This window comes from Arthrobacter sp. 10N418, from assembly GCF_056394725.1.
Genome location: NZ_JBFTIK010000008.1, coordinates 32,619 through 52,832 on the forward strand (window position 1 = coordinate 32,619; position 20,214 = coordinate 52,832).

Annotated in this window: 16 protein-coding genes; 5 read left to right on the forward strand and 11 right to left on the reverse strand. The window is 66.1% G+C overall.

All coding sequences use genetic code 11. The features are described from left to right. Positions 1–94: 94 nt before the first annotated feature. The 11 genes from AC1DCZ_RS08295 to AC1DCZ_RS08345 form a co-directional block, all read right to left on the reverse strand. Positions 95–1,477, reverse strand: a complete 1,383-nt coding sequence (locus AC1DCZ_RS08295; protein ID WP_476974267.1) for a peptidoglycan DD-metalloendopeptidase family protein — start codon at positions 1,475–1,477, stop codon at positions 95–97. 34 nt (positions 1,478–1,511) lie between these two features. After that, complete coding sequence (ftsX, locus tag AC1DCZ_RS08300; protein ID WP_476974156.1) at positions 1,512–2,426, reverse strand: permease-like cell division protein FtsX; 915 nt, start codon at positions 2,424–2,426, stop codon at positions 1,512–1,514. Beyond that, positions 2,423–3,241: a cell division ATP-binding protein FtsE gene (gene ftsE / locus AC1DCZ_RS08305; protein ID WP_476974157.1), complete on the reverse strand. Its 819-nt coding sequence runs from the start codon at positions 3,239–3,241 to the stop codon at positions 2,423–2,425. Before ftsE ends, ftsX begins: the two co-directional genes overlap by 4 nt. A 181-nt stretch (positions 3,242–3,422) precedes the next feature. Next, positions 3,423–4,538, reverse strand: coding sequence for a peptide chain release factor 2 (gene prfB / locus AC1DCZ_RS08310; RefSeq protein ID WP_476895283.1), 1,116 nt, complete (start codon positions 4,536–4,538; stop codon positions 3,423–3,425). Positions 4,539–4,625: 87 nt separating this feature from the next. Then, complete coding sequence (locus AC1DCZ_RS08315; protein ID WP_476974158.1) at positions 4,626–5,162, reverse strand: pilus assembly protein TadG-related protein; 537 nt, start codon at positions 5,160–5,162, stop codon at positions 4,626–4,628. Continuing rightward, on the reverse strand, positions 5,159–5,725 hold the full coding sequence (locus AC1DCZ_RS08320; RefSeq protein ID WP_476974159.1) for a TadE/TadG family type IV pilus assembly protein: 567 nt from the start codon (positions 5,723–5,725) through the stop codon (positions 5,159–5,161). The genes AC1DCZ_RS08315 and AC1DCZ_RS08320 overlap by 4 nt, the downstream gene beginning before the upstream one ends. Then, positions 5,706–6,086 carry a TadE family protein gene (locus AC1DCZ_RS08325; protein ID WP_476974160.1) on the reverse strand — a complete coding sequence of 127 codons (381 nt, stop codon included), beginning with the start codon at positions 6,084–6,086 and terminating at the stop codon, positions 5,706–5,708. Before AC1DCZ_RS08325 ends, AC1DCZ_RS08320 begins: the two co-directional genes overlap by 20 nt. A gap of 88 nt (positions 6,087–6,174) precedes the next feature. Next, the gene (locus tag AC1DCZ_RS08330) at positions 6,175–6,375 is read right to left on the reverse strand and encodes a hypothetical protein (RefSeq protein ID WP_476974268.1); all 201 of its coding nucleotides are present in this window, start codon (positions 6,373–6,375) and stop codon (positions 6,175–6,177) included. A gap of 136 nt (positions 6,376–6,511) precedes the next feature. Continuing rightward, on the reverse strand, positions 6,512–7,453 hold the full coding sequence (locus AC1DCZ_RS08335; RefSeq protein ID WP_476974161.1) for a type II secretion system F family protein: 942 nt from the start codon (positions 7,451–7,453) through the stop codon (positions 6,512–6,514). Then, on the reverse strand, positions 7,450–8,304 hold the full coding sequence (locus AC1DCZ_RS08340; protein WP_476974162.1) for a type II secretion system F family protein: 855 nt from the start codon (positions 8,302–8,304) through the stop codon (positions 7,450–7,452). Before AC1DCZ_RS08340 ends, AC1DCZ_RS08335 begins: the two co-directional genes overlap by 4 nt. Further along, positions 8,304–9,527 carry a CpaF family protein gene (locus AC1DCZ_RS08345; RefSeq protein ID WP_476974163.1) on the reverse strand — a complete coding sequence of 408 codons (1,224 nt, stop codon included), beginning with the start codon at positions 9,525–9,527 and terminating at the stop codon, positions 8,304–8,306. The genes AC1DCZ_RS08340 and AC1DCZ_RS08345 overlap by 1 nt, the downstream gene beginning before the upstream one ends. 295 nt (positions 9,528–9,822) lie before the next feature. Here AC1DCZ_RS08345 and AC1DCZ_RS08350 point away from each other — a divergent pair, with 295 nt between their 5' ends. The 5 genes from AC1DCZ_RS08350 to AC1DCZ_RS08370 all read left to right on the forward strand — a co-directional run bounded on the left by AC1DCZ_RS08350 (position 9,823) and on the right by AC1DCZ_RS08370 (position 20,183). Then, positions 9,823–12,600: a GH25 family lysozyme gene (locus tag AC1DCZ_RS08350; protein ID WP_476974164.1), complete on the forward strand. Its 2,778-nt coding sequence runs from the start codon at positions 9,823–9,825 to the stop codon at positions 12,598–12,600. A gap of 606 nt (positions 12,601–13,206) precedes the next feature. Continuing rightward, on the forward strand, positions 13,207–14,862 hold the full coding sequence (locus AC1DCZ_RS08355; RefSeq protein ID WP_476974165.1) for a L,D-transpeptidase family protein: 1,656 nt from the start codon (positions 13,207–13,209) through the stop codon (positions 14,860–14,862). A gap of 415 nt (positions 14,863–15,277) precedes the next feature. Next, entirely contained in the window at positions 15,278–15,481 is a 204-nt protein-coding gene (locus AC1DCZ_RS08360; RefSeq protein ID WP_476974166.1) for a hypothetical protein, read from the forward strand. A gap of 269 nt (positions 15,482–15,750) precedes the next feature. Continuing rightward, a complete protein-coding gene (locus AC1DCZ_RS08365) occupies positions 15,751–18,804 on the forward strand; it encodes a M43 family zinc metalloprotease (protein WP_476974167.1) in 3,054 nt (1,017 codons plus the stop codon). A 104-nt stretch (positions 18,805–18,908) separates the two neighbouring features. Then, a complete protein-coding gene (locus AC1DCZ_RS08370; protein WP_476974168.1) occupies positions 18,909–20,183 on the forward strand; it encodes a hypothetical protein in 1,275 nt (424 codons plus the stop codon). The last annotated feature ends 31 nt before the right edge of the window (positions 20,184–20,214 follow it).

Here is a 20,214-nt window from a genome sequence, read left to right on the forward strand (position 1 = left end):
CTCGAATCTGTGGTGGTTCGCTCCGGCCGTGTGGCGCGGAGCTATTCCAGTTTACGGCAGGGCAGCCAACGCTGCGGATCCCTGCCGGACCGGGTCAGAGCAGGGTCATGGGGTCCACAGCCCGGCCGTTGAGCCAGGTCTCGAAGTGCGCGTGGCATCCGGTGGAGTTTCCGGTGGTCCCGGAGTAGGCGATCAGCTGTCCCTGGCTGACCTGCTGGCCGACGGAAACGACCACTGACGTGTTGTGGTAGTAGATCGTGGTCAGCGAGTTGCCCTGGACGACGCCGTGGGAAATCTTCACCCGGTTGCCGCCGCCGTCGTTTCCCCAACCGGCGGAGAAGACGGTGCCCGCCGCCGCCGCATACACGGGGGTGCCACACGTGGCGCCAAAGTCGATGCCGGTGTGCATGTAGCCGCCGGTGCCGTAGAAGTCGATGGTGCCCGGCGGCGTCGCGCGCCACCCGAATCCGGAAGTGATGGGGATGTTGGAATCGAACGGGTGCCGAAGCCCGAACGCCGACGGCGAGCCCTGGGCCGGCGGGACGTAGGGCTGGACAGCCTGTCCCTGGGCGCGCGCCGCCGCAGCAGCCGCCTCGGCGATGCGGCGCTGTTCCGCTTCCCAGGCCTCACGGAGCTTGCGGTCACGCTCGGAAATTTCGGCGGCCACGGCGTCCTGCTGGGCCTTGACCTGGGCGAGCTGGTTCTGGATGCCGGGCTTTGCCGCCTGGAGTTCGGCGTTGATCCGGGTGGTGTCGGCGATGAGCTTGTCCACCTGGGCCTTCTTGGCTTCGGCTTCGTCGCGGGCCGCCTTTTCCCGCTCCAGCGCCGCATCCGCCTTGACCTTGAGGTCTGTGATTTCCGTTTCCACGGCCGCCAGCCGTGCCTGCGAGTTGACGTTGGTGGCGCTCTGCTGGGTGAGCTTGTCCATCGCCGAGTTCTGGCTTCGCATCGCCTGGTCGGCGAGGTCGATGGTGTCGGTCAGGCTCCCGCCCTTGTTGGAGCCGAAGAACAGCGAAAGGTTGGACGGGACGCCGCCGGACTTGTACGCCTGCGTGGCGATCTGCCCGATCAGCTTCTTGGTGTCCGAAATCTTCTGCTTGTCGGTCTCGAGCTGCTGCGTGATCTTGGCCTTGTTCTGCTGCGCCAGGTCCACGCGGGCAGCCAGTGCTTCCGATTCCTTGACGGCGCCGGCCACGCGGCCCTGGGCATCAAGCAGCGCCTGCTGGGCTCCCGGGAGCTGCCCCTGGTAGACCACCAGATCTGCTGCGGCCTGGGAGATCTTGGCGTCCACGAACTCAAGGGAGTCCTGGACCTGTGCCGCCTGGTCTTTCAGGGCGGCCTGCTGGTCCTCAAGGTTGTCCGCAAATGCAACCGGGGCCGACGCGCCCATGCTTCCCGCCAGGACCAATGCCAGGGTGGCGCTGATCATGCGGCTGCGGCTTCCGACCAGGCGGAGCCGAAGGGTGCGACGGGCCATCGGTGTCATAAGCGTTCCCTTTTCGTTGCGCACTCTAGACCCGCAAGTATCGGCGGAGGGTCAGGAGCGAGGATATTCCGGCCAGGACAACGCCCAGTCCGATCAGGGCAGGCGCCAGGATCAGGGTCTGGCCCGGCGAGATGAAGGCGGTGTCCGGGTAAAGCTTGGAAAGGTAGTCACCGAGGAAGAAGTGGGCGACTGCCCACAACGTGCCCGAGGCAAGGGCAGCCCCGATCACGGCCGCGATGACGCCTTCAAGGATGAAGGGCAGCTGGATGACGGCCTTGGATGCCCCCACCAGGCGCATGATTCCGGTTTCCCGGCGGCGGCTGAAGGCCGAGAGCCGGATCGTCGTCGCGATCAGCAGGATGGCGCAAACGATCATAACGCCGGCAATGCTCACCGCCACGAGCGAGGCGGCATTCATGGCCGAGAACAGTTTCTCCAGGAGCTGGCGCTGGTCGATCACGGTTTCCACGCCGGCCTGGGACGAGAACGTTTCGCTGATGATCTGGTACTTTTCCGGGTCCTTCATGTTGATCCGGAAGGAGGCCGGAAGCTGGTCCGGCGTCACCGAGTCCACGATCGGGGAATTGGAGAACTGCTCCTTGAAGTGCTTGTAAGCGTCGTCCTTGGACTCGAACTGGAAGTCGTTGACGTATTGGGACACCGCCGGCGACTGCAGGAGCTTGCGGAGGTTGTCCTGCTGTTCCGGGGTGGCCGGTCCGGTAGCGCAGCCGGGCGCAGTCGAGCCGTCACTGCACAGGAAGATGGCGACCTGGACTTTGTCGTACCAGTAACCCTTCATCTGGTTGATCTGCAGCTGCAGCATGCCGGCGGCGCCGACGAACGTCAGGGACACGAAGGTCACGAGGATGACGGAGACCACCATGGCCATGTTGCGGCGCAGGCCGCTGCCGATTTCGCCGAGGATGAATGCGAGCCTCACAGCTGGCCCTCCCCGGCGGCTCGGGCACCAGCGCGCGAGTCGGCGCGTGCTTCGCTGCGGGCGGAGGCGACGGGCTCGGGGTCACGGCCGCTGGCGTCCCGCAGTCGGCGGGACTGCCCCACCACCGGAATCATGGACGTGTACAGTGCCTTGGCCTCGTCACGGATCACGACGCCGTTCTTCAGTTCCACGACGCGTTTGCGCATCTCGTTGACGATGTCGTCGTCGTGCGTCGCCATCACCACGGTGGTGCCGTTCTGGTTGATCTTGTCCAGCACCCCCATGATGCCCATGGAGGTGGTGGGGTCGAGGTTTCCCGTTGGCTCGTCGGCCAACAGGATGCCGGGGCGGTTGACGACGGCGCGGGCGATCGCCACGCGCTGCTGCTCGCCGCCGGAAAGTTCATGCGGCAGCCGGTTCTCTTTGCCCTCGAGGCCTACCGTCTTGAGGACCTCCGGCACGGTGTCCCGGATGACGCTGCGGCTCTTACCGATGACCTGCATGGCGAAGGCGACGTTGGCGAAGACCGTCTTCTGCGGCAGCAGCCGGAAGTCCTGGAAGACGACGCCGATGCCCCGGCGCAGCCTGGGAACGCGCCAGCTGGAAATGTTCGCGACGTTTTGGCCGGCAACATAGACGGCGCCGGAGGAGGCCCGGTCCTCCTTGAGGACCAGGCGCAGGAACGTCGACTTGCCGGAGCCTGAGGCGCCGACGAGGAAGGCGAATTCACCACGGTCGATCTCAAGGTTGATCGAGTCCAGCGCGGGACGCGCGTTCTGGTCGTAGACCTTGGTGACATTTTCGAAACGGATCATGGCCCTAAGTACCCTGCAGGACGGGCGTTAGGACCCTGTTCTGCTGCCGGTGCACGGGCTTTCGTTTGGGGGAAGTAGAGCTCCGGCCCCTCGACTATACGCACGGACGCCGGAGGATGGGCCGGAGCGGCAGGGCGTGTCGCGCGATTGCCGGGGACCTCCCAGCTGCGGCGCTCCGGGCCTACTTCTCGGCGTTGCGGTTGTCGGTCCGCCAGCGGATCCCCGCGTCGATGAAGTCGTCGATCTCGCCGTCGAACACGGCCGAGGTGTTGCCGACCTCGTGCTCGGTGCGGAGGTCCTTGACCATCTGGTAGGGGTTGAGGACGTAGGAGCGCATCTGGTCCCCCCACGAGGCCTTGACGTCGCCGGCAAACGCCTTCTTCTCGGCGTCCTCCTGCTCCTTCTTGAGCAGCAGGAGGCGGGACTGGAGAACCCGCAGGGCCGCCGCGCGGTTCTGGAGCTGTGACTTCTCGTTTTGCATGGACACCACGGTTCCGGTGGGGATGTGGGTCAGGCGGACCGCGGAGTCCGTCGTGTTGACCGATTGGCCGCCCGGGCCGGACGAGCGGAAGACGTCCACGCGGATCTCGTTGTCCGGGATGTCGATGGAGTCGGTCTGTTCGATCAGCGGGATCACTTCCACCGCGGCAAACGAGGTCTGCCGACGGCCCTGGTTGTCGAACGGGCTGATCCGGACCAGGCGGTGGGTGCCGGCTTCGACGCTCAGCGTTCCGTAGGCGTACGGCGCCTTGACCTCGAAAGTGGCTGACTTCAGCCCGGCTTCTTCGGCGTAGGAGGTGTCCATGATGGTCGTCGGGTAGCCGTGACGTTCGGCCCAGCGCAGGTACATGCGCAGCAGCATTTCGGCGAAGTCCGCGGCGTCGACGCCGCCGGCGCCGGCACGGATGGTGACCACGGCCTCACGTTCGTCGAACTCGCCGGAGAGCAGCGTCACGACTTCGAGTTCCTTGAGCGCTTTCCTGATCGATTCAAGTTCCGTCGCGGCTTCCCCCATGGAGGCGGCGTCGTCCTCGTCCTGGCCGAGCTCCACGAGGACTTCGAGGTCGTCGATGCGCGAGTTCAGCGAGTTCAGTCGTTCCAGCTCCGACTGCCGGTGCGAGAGCCTGGACGTGATGACCTGCGCGGCCGCGGGATCGTCCCACAGGTTGGGCTCGCCTGCCCGCTCGCTCAGTTCGGCGATGTCTTCCTTGAGCGCCTCGACATTCGAAACGTTCTCGATGGAGGCATAGGTGGCGCGCAGCGCGCGGATTTCAGCGGGAAAATCAATGTTTGCCATGGTTTTTCAAGCCTACGCTATCCCCCGCGCGCCGCCCCGCCGATCGCCCCGGTCCGCCCCGGTTGCGGGGCTCGTACCGGTGCGCGGTCAGCGCGTCAGCCGGGACCGCGCCGTCGACGTCGCCTCGATCCGGATGCCGTCCGGGACCAGGAAGTTGACGATGGGCGGGTGAACTGTGGCGCTCAGCGCCACGACGGCGGTAGAACCGTCGGGGCTCCCTGTCGCCGGGGCGACGGCGAGGTCACTGAACCGCGCAAAGGCGCTATTGCGGCTGAGATAGTCGGCGGCGGTACTGCGCACCCTGCCGGCGCTGAGGATCGCGGTGGGAGCGCCGGAGCCGCTTCCGAGCTGTCCCAAGGTGAAGCTGTCCGCTGCCGCCATCGATGCGCCGTCCGCCATGGACAGCAGTTTCTTGTGCTCGAGGTAGACACTGGATGCAGCCATCACTACGGTTGCGACCAGGAGGGCCACCAGCACGTAGCCGATGATCAGCACCATCAGCTGGCCGTCCTCGCCTCGTGCTTGGGGACTGCGGTCCCGGAGGCTGCGGTCCCGGAGGCTGCGGTCCAGGGGACTGCGGTCCAGGGGGCAGGGCGGCGTGCGGCGGCCGCTGCAGGGACTCATCGGAAGCGTCCCACAATCTGGGTCGCCGAGGCGCTGAGTTGGCTGGCGTTGAGCCGCAGCGAATCACTGAACGGAACGAACGGCAGCGGCACGGTGAGGTGCACGGTGATGGTCACGGCCGACCCGGCGGCGGTGCAGTCCGCGGGTTCGCAACTCGTGTCAACGCTGGCGTTGGCCGCAGGCTGACCATAGTCGGCGAGCGCCAGCTGCACAGCCTGTTCGGCGGCTGCGCGTCCCCTGGCTGCGTCGGGTTGGGCGACGAAGACCTTGGCTGCCTGGTCCGCGGCCCCCACGACGGCGAAGGAACCGCCCTGGATCTGACCCACCGTGATGATGAAGTAGACCAGCGGCACCATCAGCAGCAGGGACAGGAAGACGAACTCGACGACGGCGCTCCCCCGCTCCGCGCCGTCGTCGCCCGTGCCTTCCTCGCCGGGGCGTGCATGGCCAAGGCGGCAGCCGTCGGGGCGGCCCGTACCGGGCCGTGCGTGGCCGGGACGGCCCATGCCGGGGCTGCGCTGATCGGGGCAGGGCACTTCCCGTTCACCGCTGGATGGCCGCATGGCCTGTCACCTCCAGCACTGCGCGGGGACCGATCAGGCCAATGACTGGCAATGGGGCTCGGACCGTCACCTCCAACGTGGGGATGCCCTGATACGTCGATTCGCGCGTCGTCACGTCCTGTGCGAACTCCGGGTTAAGTGCCACGCTGATCAGCTGGGACGTCCGGGACCGCGCGTCCTCGGAGTTCCGGTCCGCGAGCGTGCCGTACCTGGCACCAGATGCTGCCGCATCAATCAGCGTGTTCCGGACATGGAGGACGAGGGTCAGCTGGATGATCGCCAGGAAGAAAAGCGTCACGAGGGCGCCGATCAGCACGAAGTCGACAACCGCCGAGCCGTTTTGCCGCGCACTTCCGGCCAAGGCGGGATATTTGCCGGTACGGCACGCGGGCGCCCGCCCGTCCATCATGTCCCGCATCCAGCCCTTAGATCCGGCGGGTTCCCGCGGACTATTGCCGGACCTTGTCCATAGCCTGGTTGAACAATGCCTCGAGGGCCGGCCCGGCGAGCGCCAGCAGTGCCGCCACAAGGACGGCCGACATCAGCGTGATCATCACCCACCCCGGGACGTCGCCACGTTCGCTGTGCCCCCGGCCATCTTCAGCGGAATTTCTGCTTCCGGTGCGTGGACCGGACCGCCGTAGCAACATGCCAAGCGTGAAGATCAACAGCGCCACGCGGCTTCCGATTTTTGTCACTTTGTCCTCTTTCTCTTGCTTCGTCTCTGTTTCCCTCGTGATATGTTCCTTGCTTCTCCCGTGATACGTGCCGGGGGAATCCGGGGCCCTACAGTCCCAGGCTGATCGCCGCCAGACCCGGGAACACGGCGAATACGACGGTGAGCGGCAAGACTCCGAATACGAGCGGCACCATCATCCCGATTTCCTTCTTCCCAGCCGACTCCATCAGATCCCGCTTCGCTGTATCCCTGACATCCTGGGCCTGTGCCCTCAGCACGTCTGCGAGGGGCGTTCCCCGCTCCACGGCAACGATCATCCCGTCAACAAAGCGGACCAGCGGGCCAAGGTCCGTCCGCGCTGAGAACTCCTGCAGCGCCTCCACGAGGGGCGTCCCGGCGCGTGTCTCGGCCAGAACGCGGGTAAATTCCTTCACCAGTTCCCCCCTGGCACTGCGGCAGACCCTGTCCAGCGCCCCGGTGGCACTTTCGCCGGCACTGACAGCAAGGGCCATGAGCTCAGCGATGCTGGGGAACTCGGCCATCATTCGGGATTCGCGCTTTTTGATGAGCGCACCCAGCAGATAGTCCTTCAGGAGGAATCCGCCCGTGGCGGCGCCAAGCGCGACCAGGACGGCCACAAACGGGCTGAACCGTCCGATCACTCCGGCGAGGACGAGCACACCGACCGCGAGGACGAAACCGCCAAGAGCCCACAGGAGTTGCTCAGCCCGGAAATCCGCCGTCGTCCGGCTGCTGCCCGCGCGGGCAAGCCGGCGGTTCAAGGCCGTCGAGCCAAGGTTGATCCTGCCCGCCGACGCGATGGCATCGCTGATCACAGGGCGAAGAATTCGTTCGAGTGGACCAAAAGGGGTGATGTTTCCGGGCACTGCCCGCAGGAGCCGTGATTCCAGGTTATGGGTCTTCAGTTGCGGCCCGATGCGATCCGCGAACGTTATGGGGCGCATGAACGGGAGCCTCACGAGCAATAGCCAGAGGCCGGAACCGAGGAGAAGCCCGCACGCCGCGGCGCTCGCCATGAGCCCTGTCACCGGAGGACCCGCTCGTCTTCCGGCAGAGCACCGATGCGGAGCATGATGGCGTAGGAAAGCAGTGAGACCCCGAGTCCGCCGAGCAACACGGCAGCGCCGACCGGCGTGTTGTAGGCCGTCACCGCTTCGGGGCGGCTCGCCAGCAGCACCAGAACTACCCACGGAGCGGCAACGGCAAGCCGCGCAGCGTTGACCGTCCAGGATTGCCGGGCCTCAAGCTCACTCCTGGTCCGCGCGCTCTCCCTCAGGAATTCTGCGAGGGTGCCCAAGAGCCGGCCCAAGTCTGAGCCCCCTACCTCCCGGGTGAGTCGGAGGGCTTCCACGATCCTGTCAGCCACCGGATCCGCAAGCCGTTCTTTCAGGCGATTGAGGGACGGGTCAAACCTGCCTCCCGAACGGTAGTCCGAACCAAAGTCGATAAACACCGGACGGAGCTCCACCGGGCCTTTGTGCCCCAGCTGGATCAGCGCCTCGGGCAACGACAGGCCTGCCCTGATGGCCGACCGCAGGTGGTCCACAACGTCAGGCCAGAGCTGGCGCAGGACGGCTGCGCGCTTGCGGGCGCGCCATCGCACGATAGCCATGGGCAGCCAACCGCCGAACAGGCCAAAACATCCAGAGATCGGCCACGACCGGGTCACTGCGAAAAACGTAATAGTCGTGAAAGCCCCGACCCCCAGACAAGAGGTGATCAGTCCCGCCGCGCTGACTCTTTCTATGCCCGCTGTCCGCAGCAGGTCCTCCAGCCTCCCCGCCCGGCGCATGGGCCGGACCGTCCGCGGTTTCTCCCACAAGGACCACCAGATCAACAGCAGTCCCGCCCCGCCGAGCACCCCCAGCAGCGGCGCCATCAGAGCGGCCCCAGCAGCGCCGCGACGTCGTACCCGGACTGCGCGAATTTCTCCGCGGCCGGCATCGAATTGGCCCTGGCACGGAGTTGTCCATCCGTCACAGCGAACACCATGGACGACTCGATGATGCCGTTCTCCACCCTGCGGCCGAGCGACAGGATTTCCGTCACTTGCCGGCGCCCGTTGGCGTGCCTGCTGCAATGGACCACAAGGTCAATACAGGAGGCCACTGTGGGGACCACGAAGGCACTGGAGATGTTCTCCCCAGCGAGTAGCGGAAGGGTGCATATTTTCGTCACCGCGTCGTGCGCCGAATTGGCATGGACAGTGCACATCCCGGGAAGCCCGGAATTCAAGGCGATCAGCATGTCCAGGCTTTCCGCTTCCCGAACCTCGCCGACCACCAGCCGATCCGGCCGCATGCGCAACGCCTCCTTGACCAGTCGGCGCAGGGGGATTTCACCCGCGCCCTCAAGATTGGGCTGCCGGCACTGCAAACCCACAACATCACGGAGCGGAAACTGCAGCTCGAAGATTTCCTCCACTGTGATGACGCGCTCGCGGGTTCCGATGCTCGCGGCGAGGCAGTTCAGCATGGTCGTCTTCCCTGCCTGCGTAGCTCCGGACACGAGGATGTTGAGGCCGCTGGCCACGGCTGCACCGAGGAAGCGTGCGGCCTGCGGAGTGAGCGTGCCCAACTCCACCAAATGCTCAAGCCGGCTGGCTTTGACCACGAATTTGCGGATGTTCACGGCCCAGTGGCGCCGGGTGACATCCGGGATGACTACATGCAGACGGGACCCGTCCGGAAGGGCGGCATCCACAAACGGAGACGACATGTCCAAGCGGCGGCCGGAGCTCTTGAGCATCCGCTCCACCAGGTCCCGGATCTGCTGGCCTGTCAGGGAGACAGAAGTCAGCTCCGATTCCCCGTTGCGCGCCACGTAGATCTCGTCGGGGGAGTTGATCCAGATTTCCTCGATTGACGGATCATCCAGCAACGGCTGCAACGCCCCGAACCCGGCCACTGCGTCGTAGACGAATCTTCGGGCCGACTCCAACGGCCCCAACGGAGGCAGCGGTGCAAGGAGCGCCCGCTCGTCGTAGTCACTGACTGCAGCTTCCACGAGACGCCGGACTTCGCCGGCCTGCCGCTGAGGGTCCAGACCCCGCCGTCGGATCAGCTCGCGGACTTCGTCCTCGACAATGCGCACAGCCTCCATGTGGCCCCCAATATGACTTTCGCCCCTGCCGAGAGGCGGTGCAATTGGGTTAAAAATAGGCGGAGGCCGTCGGCCGGGCAAGAGCCTGCTGCGGGGCTTGTGGACAACTTCTCAGGTTGCGGCATGACAACATTCACACCAGCAACATCCGAATCACTGGTTTCACATTTCTGCCGGTGTTAGGGTGGGCGCGACAAGTCAGACATTCTCTAGCCGGGCCGCTTCTTGGCGCTGGACCCGGCCTTGAGACCCATGTGATGCGGCCTAAGAACGTGTCGCTGTTCCGGAGCGGAAAATGAAGCGGACCCTAACTTCCCCCAATAGTCACCGCGGCCGCCGAGTCGGGGTCATCGCCCTGGCCGCTTCCCTGTTGGCCGGGCTTGGACTCGCCTCGCCGTCCGCCGCCGTCGAGCCGACACCGACGCCGGCCGTTTCCGCAGCGACCACCACCGCGACGGCAGCTGCGACGGCAGCGCCGACGACCACGCCCGCGCCGGCTCCCGCGCCCGCCGCCCAGGCTCCGGCGCCAACGGTGTCCCCCAACTCCGCGCCTCTTGCCGCGGCCGCCGCCCCGACGGCGTCAGTGGGTGCCCCGGCTGCCGGCACGGCGTCGAAGGACAAGGCCGCAATGGCTGCCGCCGTGGGCCCTGGAGGCGCCGAGATGGGCCAGCGCTCCGCCCGGGTTGCCGGACCTTCGCCGTCTCTCAAAACCAGCACGCAGTCCGCAGCGATCGAAACACTGACAACGCAGGGCTCGTGGTCGCCGTCGTTTGGCGTGAAGGGCCTTGACGTCAGCGGCTACCAGTCCGGCGTCGACTGGCCGACGCAATGGAATATGGGTGCCCGCTTCGCCTACGTAAAAGCCAGCGAAGGCAACTACTTCACCAACGATTCCTTTAGCTCCCAGTACGACGGATCACGCAGCGTCGGGATGATCCGGGGTGCCTACCACTTCGCAATTCCTAACTGGTCGTCAGGCGCGGACCAGGCACAATACTTCGTCCAGAATGGTGGCGGGTGGAGTTCGGACGGCTACACCCTTCCGCCCGTACTGGATTTCGAGTACAACCCGTACGCGGGCCGGACCATCAACGGGGTCTATTTCGGCGACACGTGCTACGGCATGTCACCGGCGCAGCTGACGTCCTGGGTGCACGACTTCGGAAACACGATGCTTTCCCTGACCGGCCGCCTGCCGGTCATCTACACGAACTCGTCCTGGTGGAAGCAGTGCACCGGCGATCCGGGTGGCTTTAGCGACTATCCGCTGTGGGTCGCCTACTATCCCGGATCCGCCTCAGACTATGCCGGCCCGATTCCGTCGAGCTGGGACAACTTCAGCATGTGGCAGTACAGCAGCACGGGCCCGTTTGCTGGCGACTCCAACATCTGGAACGGCGACTACGCCAGCCTCCAGCGGTTTGCCACTGGAGTGCCGCCCGCTGCGACTCAGGGGATTGCCGCAACGGCAGCTTCCACCACGTCGCTCGGAGCGCCGGCCTCGGGGATTGTCTGCGGCCAGCCGCAGGGCGGGTGCTACCAGGATTACCAGGGCGGCGCCATCATCTGGTCCCCCGGCACGGGTTCGCACGCCTCCTTCGGGCCGATCCGAACCGAGTGGGCGGCCACCGGGTTCCTCGGCGGCCCGATGGGCTACCCGACTGGCGATGTGACCTGTGGCCAGCCGCAGGGCGGCTGCTACCAGGACTATCAGGGCGGGGCGATCATCTGGAGCCCGGCCACGGGCGCACACACCACGTCCGGATCCGTCCGCACAGCCTGGGGCGCAACCGGCTACCTCACCGGACCGTTGGGCTACCCGACCAGTGAGGTCACTTGCGGGCTCACGCAGGGCGGCTGCTACCAGAACTACCAGGGCGGTGCGGTCATCTGGTCCAGCGGCACCGGCTCCCGGGCCACCTACGGGCCGATCAGGGCCCGCTGGGGCGCGCTGAACTTCGTCGATGGAACAATGGGCTACCCCACCGGTGACGTGTCCTGCGGTTTGCCCTCAGGCGGCTGTTTCCAGGACTACCAGGGCGGGGCAATGATCTGGTCCGCCGGCACCGGCGCCCACGAATCCACCGGTCCCATCCGGACTGCGTGGGGCAAAGCCGGCTCTGTCGACGGCCCGATGGGCTACCCCACCGGCGACCTCGCCTGCGGGCAGCCCGCCGGCGGGTGCTACCAGAACTACCAGGGCGGAACGATTGCCTGGTCCGGCGCAACCGGCGCGCACACGGCGACCGGGTCCGTCCGCACGGCGTGGAACGCATCGGGATTCCTCAGCGGCCCCATGGGCTATCCTGCGGGCGATGTTACGTGCGGGCTCCCCTCCGGCGGCTGCTACCAGGACTACCAGGGCGGCGCGATCATCTGGTCCGCAGCCCTCGGCGCCCACCCCACCTACGGACCCATCCGGGCCCGATGGGCCGCCATGAACTTCGTGGACGGCCCGATGGGCTACCCCATCGGGGACGTGACGTGCGGGCTGCCCTCCGGCGGCTGCTACCAGGACTACCAGGGCGGCGCGATCATCTGGTCCCCGGCGGCCGGCGCGCACGCCTCCACCGGTCCGACCCGAACCGCCTGGGCCAAAACCGGCTTCCTGAACGGACCCCTGGGCTACCCCACGGGCGAAGTCACCTGCGGACTGCCCTCCGGCGGCTGCTACCAGGACTACCAGAACGGTGCGATCATCTGGTCCCCGGCCACCGGCGGCCACGCCTCCGCCGGACCGATCCGTGCAGCCTGGGCCAAAACCGGTTTCCTCGACGGACCGTTGGGCTACCCCACCGGCGACGTCACGTGCGGCCAACCCTCCGGCGGCTGCTACCAGGACTACCAGAACGGCGCGATTATCTGGTCCCCGGCCACCGGCGCCCACCCCTCCACCGGACCGATCCGTGCAGCCTGGGCCAGAACCGGCTTCCTCACCGGCCCACTGGGCTACCCCACCGGCGACGCCACGTGCGGCCAGCCTGCCGGGGCCTGCTACCAGGACTACCAGGGCGGGACCATCACGTGGTCGGCCGCCGCGGGGGCCGTGGTCAAACTCAAGACTGCGCCGTAAAGATGCGCAATTGCGGGCAGCGCTTGGTGATTCACGCCCGCCGGGACGGCGCTGCAAAACGCCCATAGAACTGGCCCGAACCGGAAAACACCGGCTGGGACAACAGATTGCGGCGGCATTTCTCCGGGAAATTCCGAAACAATTCCCATCATTAATGACCCATAAGGTCACCGGGGACTAGCGCCGGCCAACCTGCGCTACCGCCCCGGCCCTGCCGGCTATTGATTTCGGCGCGTCCTCCTTATTACGGGTAAACATCGCGAATAACCGCTATTGTGATTCTTGCAGTCGTGAGGGCCGTTAATTGGGGGATAAATGCACAAAATGAGAACACGCCACAGACCATTCTGGGCCGTCCTGGGTTCACTGACGTTGGCGGCAGCCCTCGGGTCCCCGGCAATTGCAGATTCAACCCCCGCCCCTTCGCCGGTGCCGAGTGCAACTGCCGCGACACCGTCGAACGACGCGACGGCGCTACCTTCAGGCGCACCGGGCGCACCGTCGGAGCCGCGGCCGCCTTCCCAGTCGCCAACCCCGGGTGTCACGTCGGGCCCCACTCCCCCGGCTCCCTCGATCCAGCCGTCGGAGGCGGCGGCGACGCCGCCCGTGGCAGGCGCCCAAGCCCAGGGGGACGCCGGCGTTCCCTTGACCACAGGCGCCCAGGCCATTCTTGATCGCTGGACAAGTCTCGGTGCGCAGACCGGCCTCCTTGGGGCGGCCAAAGCGCCGGCGTCATGCGGGCTGCGCAACGACGGCTGCCTCCAGGAATTTGCCAACGGCAGCATAGCCTGGACCGCCACCACGAAGGCCCAGCCCGTCACTGGCGACATTCTCGCCAAGTGGACCGCGCAAAACCTCGTGGATGGCAAAATGGGCTACCCTACTGCCGCCGCAACCTGCGGGCTCCCCCAAAACGGCTGCTATCAGGACTATGAGGGCGGCGCAATCATCTGGTCTCCCGCCACCGGAGCCCAACCGACCTGGGGTCCCACCCGGGCACGGTGGGCGACACTGAACTTCGTAGATGGCCCCATGCGCTACCCCACAGGAGACGTCACCTGCGGGCTGCCGCAGGGCGGCTGCTACCAGGACTACCAGGGCGGGGCCATCATCTGGTCTGCCGCCACAGGGGCCCAGCCAACGTGGGGGGCCACGCGGACCCGGTGGGCGACACTGAACTTCGTCGACGGTCCGATGGGCTACCCGACGAACGCTGAAACCTGCGGACTGCCGCGGGGAGGCTGCTACCAGGACTACCAGGGCGGCGCCATCATCTGGAGCCCGGCCACCGGAGCCCAACCCACCTGGGGGGCAATCAGGGCCCGATGGGGCACGCTGAACTTCGTCGACGGTCCGATGGGGTACCCGACCAACGCCGAAACGTGCGGACTTACACAGGGAGGGTGCTACCAGGACTACCAGGGCGGCGCCATCATCTGGAGTCCTGGCACCGGAGCCCAGCCCACGTGGGGGGCCACCCGTGCCGAATGGGGAGCACGGAACTTCGACCGCGGCTCGCTTGGTTTTCCCACAGGAGCCGAAACCTGCAGCGGCGGGCAGTGCACCCAGTACTACCAGTTTGGCAAGGTCAGCTGGTCGCCGCAGTCCGGAATCAGCTATTCGCAGTTCCCGGCAAGCTACTGCGAATCGCTGAACCGCGGCACCACGAAGTACCCCGGAGGAACACCCCGGGTGTCCTTCGCGGTTGCCGAGAACTACCCGTCGACCCACATCAGCTTTGTGAACTGCGTCCGTGAGAACGGCGCCTACCGCACGGAATGGAGCACCAGCGGATTTGACGGCGAAAGCGGTTTTGCCCGTCCGGGCGTGGCAACCGGGCCGACCATCAACAAATACTCGCCCACCGGTTCCTTCACGATTTCTGATGCTTTCGGAATCGGAAACCCAGGGACGGCCTTGAACTACATCACCCTGAACCCCTATTCCCGGTGGGGCGGCCGGTTGAACGGCAACTACAACAGGTACTTCGAGTCCAGTGCAGACATTTTTCCGGATGAAAACATGTGGTACTACGCCACGCGCCGGCAGGGCGACTACAGGCAGGGCGCCGTGATCAACTACAACCGGGAACCGGACTCGCCCATCACAATGAATGCCGGCTTCGCCATCTTTCTCCATTCCAATCCTGTAGCCACCTGGGGATGTATTTCATTGAGCGAAAGCGACATCGTGCGTTACCTGCGTACAGCCGCACCCGGCGATCGGCTCATCATGGGGGTAGGCTCCGATGTTTTCCGGTAGGCGCATGGCGGCCGGCTTCGCCGGACTAGTGATACTCGTTGCGGCTTCGTCGTGCTCGTCCGGCGGCCCTTCGTCCGGGAACGGAGCGGGCAGCGACTCCCCTGCGGCGTCACCGAGCAGCAACGCCCCCACGGGGCCCACCATTGGCAGGGATGGACGGACCGTCCTGCCGTCGTCGGACTCGGCTGCTTGCGCCCTGCTGAGCCAAGGTGCCATCCAGGACGCCCTGGGGGATGTCGCGTCCTCGCTGGGTCCCTCCCAGCCGGGTTCCGAAAGGTCGCCCGACGGGACCACCACCGACTCCTGTCTTTATCCATTCGACAAAAGCGGGGTTACGACCAACGGCCTTGTCATCGAAGTCCTGACGTATCCATCGCCACAGGCGGCAATTGCCGCGAATCCATTTGCACTTCTGATGAACGCCGAAGACCTTCCGGGGCTGGCGCACCCAGCGAAATTTGGCGTCAACAAACTGAGCGACTCGACGGAATTTGTGGTGGCCTCGCTTCAGGACTCCCGCCTGTTCAAGCTCGTCGCCGCGACGCCGTCGTCGAAATCGTGGGACTCAGCGACGGGCAGGGCAAATATGAAGAAACTGGCGACGGCGGCCGGTCTTTAGATGCGCCGCGCGCAGACAAAAGACTGCGACGGTCCCGGGCAAGCCGACTCTTATGGGTCCAGGGATGCTACGGATCTCCGCAGGAAACGCCCACCGTTGTCGCAGGATGCGGCGTCGAAACAAAACTACTCCGCAGGTTTGGCCAAATGAACCGCCTTGTCTCCGGGCTGTTCCATAGACTGCTTTGACCTCCCTCCCTCCCTGCTGCCGCCTGGCGGTGGCGAGGGAGGTGCCGCAATTTTAAAAGGGAAACAATGAAGCAAATTCGGATGTTCGCAGCACTACTCACTGCATTGCTGCTATCCGCGGTGTCGATCCCCACTCTCGCCCCGGCACCGGCGCAGGCCGCACCGGCCGCGGCCGCAGTCGCGCAGACCCCGCTGACCATTGCTCCGGCACCGTCACCGGCCCCTTCCGTCGATCAGACGGATACGCCGCCCACGACGGCCGAAACCTTCGAAACTCCTCCGGCTCCCGGGGTCAAAGGCCGCGCCCCCGCCCCCGCAATCACTACCGAATCGTATTCCCTGGCACGGGCGGGCGACATCAAAGTGACACTGGTGACCGTGCAGCTCGCCGACAAATCGCCGGCCGACACCGCAGCAATCTCCCTCCCGGCGGCCAATGCGGCAATCGACGCCGCGAGCCGGTACTGGAAGACCATGTCCAATAACCGGTTGTCCCTTTCCGTCGCCGCCACCCGCACCGGAGTGAAGTCCGCGGCCACTTCAAGCCAGTCATACACCCAGATCATGGACACCGTCACCCGCGAACTCAACTGGGTCACCAATCCTTACACCGCTTTGGTCGTCTTCATCCCCACACCCCTTCTGTCGTCAAACGCCTACGGCGCCGGGTGGAGCGCTTCCGGGATAAGCGGGCGCGTGCTGATGCCGCTGCCGGGCAACCTCACCAACAGTGTCATCACCCACGAGTTCGGCCACGTGTTCGGCCTCATGCACTCCGACAGCCTGCAGTGCACCGACGGGGCTTCGGATGTCGCCAGCAACACCGACGGGTCGTTTGCCGACTCCAGCTGCTCGATCCGTGAGTACGGCAACACGGGCGACCTCATGGGCGTCTCCCAGCTCAGCCAGCCGACGATCAGCTCAAGCCTTTGGCAGTACGGCGGGTTCGGCCGCGGGGATGAGATCCTCGACGCCGGCAGGATCGCCGACAGCAGGAGCTTCACCCTCACCGCCTGGGCCGGCACGGCGCCCAACCGGGCCGTGAAGTTCACCGACCCCATGAGTGGCGAGGTCTACTACCTGGAGCTGCGGCTTCCCGTCGGATACGACGCAGCGACCGCGGTCGGCGGCAACCGGGGCGTGAACATCGTCCAGAACGGCGGCCTCACCGTAGCCAGTTCGATCATCCTGATGCCCAGCACCCAACCTTATGCCGGCTACTACAGCCGGAATTCCGCGTGGCAGGCAGGCCAGGCGTTCACGACGCACGCGGGGACGCGCGTGTCCATCGACTGGATTTCCGACACGGCCGCCGGAGTGACCATCGAATCGACGGCGGCTGTTGCGAGCCGGGCGATTGCACCGGTGGCCTCGGCGACGACTTCCCTGGGCAGCGCCACATCAGGCGTCGTCTGTGGGCTGCGAAACGGGGGCTGCTACCAGAACTACCAGGGCGGGGCCGTCATTTGGAGCCCGGCCACCGGCGCCCAGCCCTCTACCGGCGCGGTTCGGTCCCTATGGGGCGCGCTGAACTTCGTCGATGGCCCCATGGGCTACCCCACGTCTGCCGAAATCTGCGGACTGCCGCAGGGGGGCTGCTACCAGGACTACCAGGGCGGCGCGATCATCTGGTCCCCGACCACCGGCGCCCACGCCTCCACCGGCCCGACCCGCGCAGCATGGGCCAAAACAGGATTCCTCGACGGACCCCTCGGCTACCCCACCAGTGAAGTGACGTGCGGCCAGCCCTCCGGCGGCTGCTACCAGGATTACCAGGGCGGCGCGATCATCTGGTCCCCGGCCACCGGCGCCCACCCCTCCACCGGTCCGATCCGCGCGGCATGGGCCGGATCCGGATTCCTCACCGGACCGATGGGCTATCCTGCGGGCGATGTAACCTGCGGGCTCGCCTCCGGCGGCTGCTACCAGGACTACCAGGGCGGCGCGATCATCTGGTCCCCGACCACCGGCGCCCGGACCACCTACGGCCCGATCAGGGCACGATGGGGCGCACTCAACTTCGTGGACGGCCCGATGGGGTATCCCACGGGCGACATGACGTGCGGGCTGCCCTCCGGCGGCTGCTACCAGGACTACCAGGGCGGCGCGATCATCTGGTCCCCGGCCACAGGCGCCCACGCCTCCACCGGCCCGATCCGGGCTAGCTGGGCGGCCACTGGCTTTCTCGACGGCCAGCTGGGATATCCCGCAGGCGAGGTGACCTGCGGGCTGCCCTCCGGCGGCTGCTACCAGGACTACCAGGGCGGCGCGATCATCTGGTCCCCAGGAACCGGCGCCCACGTCTCGACCGGCCCCATCCGCTCGGCCTGGGCCAAAACGGGCTTCCTCGACGGGCCCCTCGGCTACCCCTCTGACGAGGTGACCTGCGGCCAGCCTTCGGGCGGCTGCTTCCAGAACTACCAGAACGGGATCATCGCCTGGACCCCGACGACCGGGGCGCACGCCGTGAGCGGGGCCGTACGCACTGCCTGGACCGCAAGCGGATCCGTTACCGGACCGCTGGGCTACCCCACCGGCGACGTCACCTGCGGGCTGCCGCAGGGAGGCTGCTACCAGGACTACCAAGGCGGCGCCATCATCTGGTCCCCTGCCACAGGCGCCCGACCGACATTCGGGGCGATCAGGGCACGCTGGGCATCGATGAACTTTGTGGATGGAACCATGGGCTACCCGACGGGGGATGTTACGTGCGGCCAGCCCTCGGGCGGCTGCTACCAGGACTACCAGGGCGGTGTCATTTCCTGGTCCGCTGCCAGCGGCGCCCACGCTGCCGCGGAACCAATCCGCTCGGCCTGGACCCGCGCGGGCTTCCTCACCGGATCGATGGGGTACGCGACCGGCGAGCAGTCCTGCGGCCAGCCTGCCGGTGGCTGCTACCAGGACTACCAGGGTGGAGCAATCATCTGGTCCCCGGCCACAGGCGCCCACCCCACAACCGGTCCGATCCGATCCGCCTGGGCAGCCACAGGGTTCCTCACGGGCCCCCTCGCCTACCCCACCGGCGACGTCACCTGCGGCCAGCCTAACGGTGGCTGCTTCCAGGAGTATCAAGGCGGGACCATCACGTGGTCCCCCACCCAGGGAACGTCCGTCACCCCCAGGAAGGCGCCCTAGGCATAGCCGGCTGAAGACGACGCCAGGCTGCCCTGCGTCTGCTACAAGGTACTCTTGGAACTTGCATCCACTGTGCTGTAGAAACCGGAGACCACGCTAAACGTATGGCCGCATCAAAAGACGTCACGACGAACCCCGGTCAAAGCTTTGGCGGTCGTTCTGCCTCGGCAGTGGCCATTGGATCCGCTGTTTCGGCCGGGTCCGGCATCCTGATCCTGTTCATCGCCAGTCATTCCCTGTCCAAAGAGGATAACTCGGAGTTCCTCGCGTTCTGGGCCGGCCTCTTCTTCGTTTACGGCGTTCTGGGCGGCGTTCAAACGGAGTCAACGCGTGCCGCGTCCACGGTTTCGGCCCGGGGTGGCCACAACGAAGCCCGCCACCCCCGGCTCATTACGGCTGGGCTGATCAGCGGAGGCGTGGTCGCGGCATTGATCGCGGTCCTCTCCCCCCTGCTGACGACATTCAATTTCTTCCACAATTCACAGATCATTTCACTGGGCCTGATCCTCACGGCGATCCTCTATTCCGGTCACTGCGCGTTGGCCGGAACCCTGCAGGGAAGCGGCCGGTGGTCCGTCTTTGGCCGTTTTTTGATTCTCGATGCTTTTCTCCGGCTTGCCTGTGTCGGTGCCGCCGCGGCCTGGGCGCTCGGGCTCTTGGGACTCGAGGTCGCTTGTTTTTGCGCCTTGGCTGCGTGGCTGCTTCTGCTCGCTACCTCCCGGGCCGCCCGCCGATCGCTGCAAGTGCGTGCAGACGTTCCACTGGGAAAGCTCCTGGGGCAGATATTTCACGCGGTGATTTCCTCAATCTCATCAGCCGCCCTGATTGTCGCCTTCCCGCTCCTCCTCAAGTTGACCACTGCGTCGGCGGTGTACGAGCAGTCGGCTCCTCTCCTGCTGGCCATTTCCATGACCAGAGCCCCGATCATGGTGCCGCTTCAGGCCTTCCAAGGGGTAGCCATCGCCCACGTCGTCAGGGCGGGTTCCGAGGGCTGGCGCGCGCTGCGCAAGCCGATTCTCCTTCTGGTGGCAGTCGGCGGAACCGGAGCCGTCCTGGCCTACCTGATCGGGCCCAGCCTCATGCTGCTCTTCGGGAAAGGCTACGACGTCGGCGGCATGACGCTCGCGCTGCTGACGCTGGCGTCTGTAGTCATGGCCGTCCTGACGTTGACCGGAACAGCCACCTTGTCCATGGGACATCACCGGGCGTTTTCTACAGGCTGGGTCGCGGCGACCGCTGTCGCTATCGCGGTGCTGCTGCTCCCGTTGCCGTTGGAAGCCCGCTGCATCCTTTCGCTGACGCTTGGCCCGGCAGTGGGCATAGCGGTTCATGTCTTCTCCCTGGGGCTGGCGTCCAAGGCTGCCGAGGCCGCTGTCTAGAACACGGCCCCGGCCACGGCCACTGCCCGGC

Excerpts from the sequence above, each read along its gene's own strand:
- AC1DCZ_RS08360 (WP_476974166.1), top strand. The coding sequence starts at position 15,278 with ATGAACGCCGAAGACCTTCCGGGGCTGGCGCACCCAGCGAAATTTGGC.
- AC1DCZ_RS08315 (WP_476974158.1), bottom strand. The coding sequence starts at position 5,162 with ATGAGTCCCTGCAGCGGCCGCCGCACGCCGCCCTGCCCCCTGGACCGC.
- AC1DCZ_RS08350 (WP_476974164.1), top strand. The coding sequence starts at position 9,823 with ATGAAGCGGACCCTAACTTCCCCCAATAGTCACCGCGGCCGCCGAGTC.
- ftsE (WP_476974157.1), bottom strand. The coding sequence starts at position 3,241 with ATGATCCGTTTCGAAAATGTCACCAAGGTCTACGACCAGAACGCGCGT.
- AC1DCZ_RS08370 (WP_476974168.1), top strand. The coding sequence starts at position 18,909 with ATGGCCGCATCAAAAGACGTCACGACGAACCCCGGTCAAAGCTTTGGC.
- prfB (WP_476895283.1), bottom strand. The coding sequence starts at position 4,538 with ATGGCAAACATTGATTTTCCCGCTGAAATCCGCGCGCTGCGCGCCACC.
- AC1DCZ_RS08295 (WP_476974267.1), bottom strand. The coding sequence starts at position 1,477 with ATGGCCCGTCGCACCCTTCGGCTCCGCCTGGTCGGAAGCCGCAGCCGC.
- AC1DCZ_RS08330 (WP_476974268.1), bottom strand. The coding sequence starts at position 6,375 with ATGTTGCTACGGCGGTCCGGTCCACGCACCGGAAGCAGAAATTCCGCT.
- AC1DCZ_RS08340 (WP_476974162.1), bottom strand. The coding sequence starts at position 8,304 with ATGGCGCCGCTGCTGGGGGTGCTCGGCGGGGCGGGACTGCTGTTGATC.
- AC1DCZ_RS08345 (WP_476974163.1), bottom strand. The coding sequence starts at position 9,527 with ATGGAGGCTGTGCGCATTGTCGAGGACGAAGTCCGCGAGCTGATCCGA.
- AC1DCZ_RS08320 (WP_476974159.1), bottom strand. The coding sequence starts at position 5,725 with ATGCGGCCATCCAGCGGTGAACGGGAAGTGCCCTGCCCCGATCAGCGC.
- AC1DCZ_RS08365 (WP_476974167.1), top strand. The coding sequence starts at position 15,751 with ATGTTCGCAGCACTACTCACTGCATTGCTGCTATCCGCGGTGTCGATC.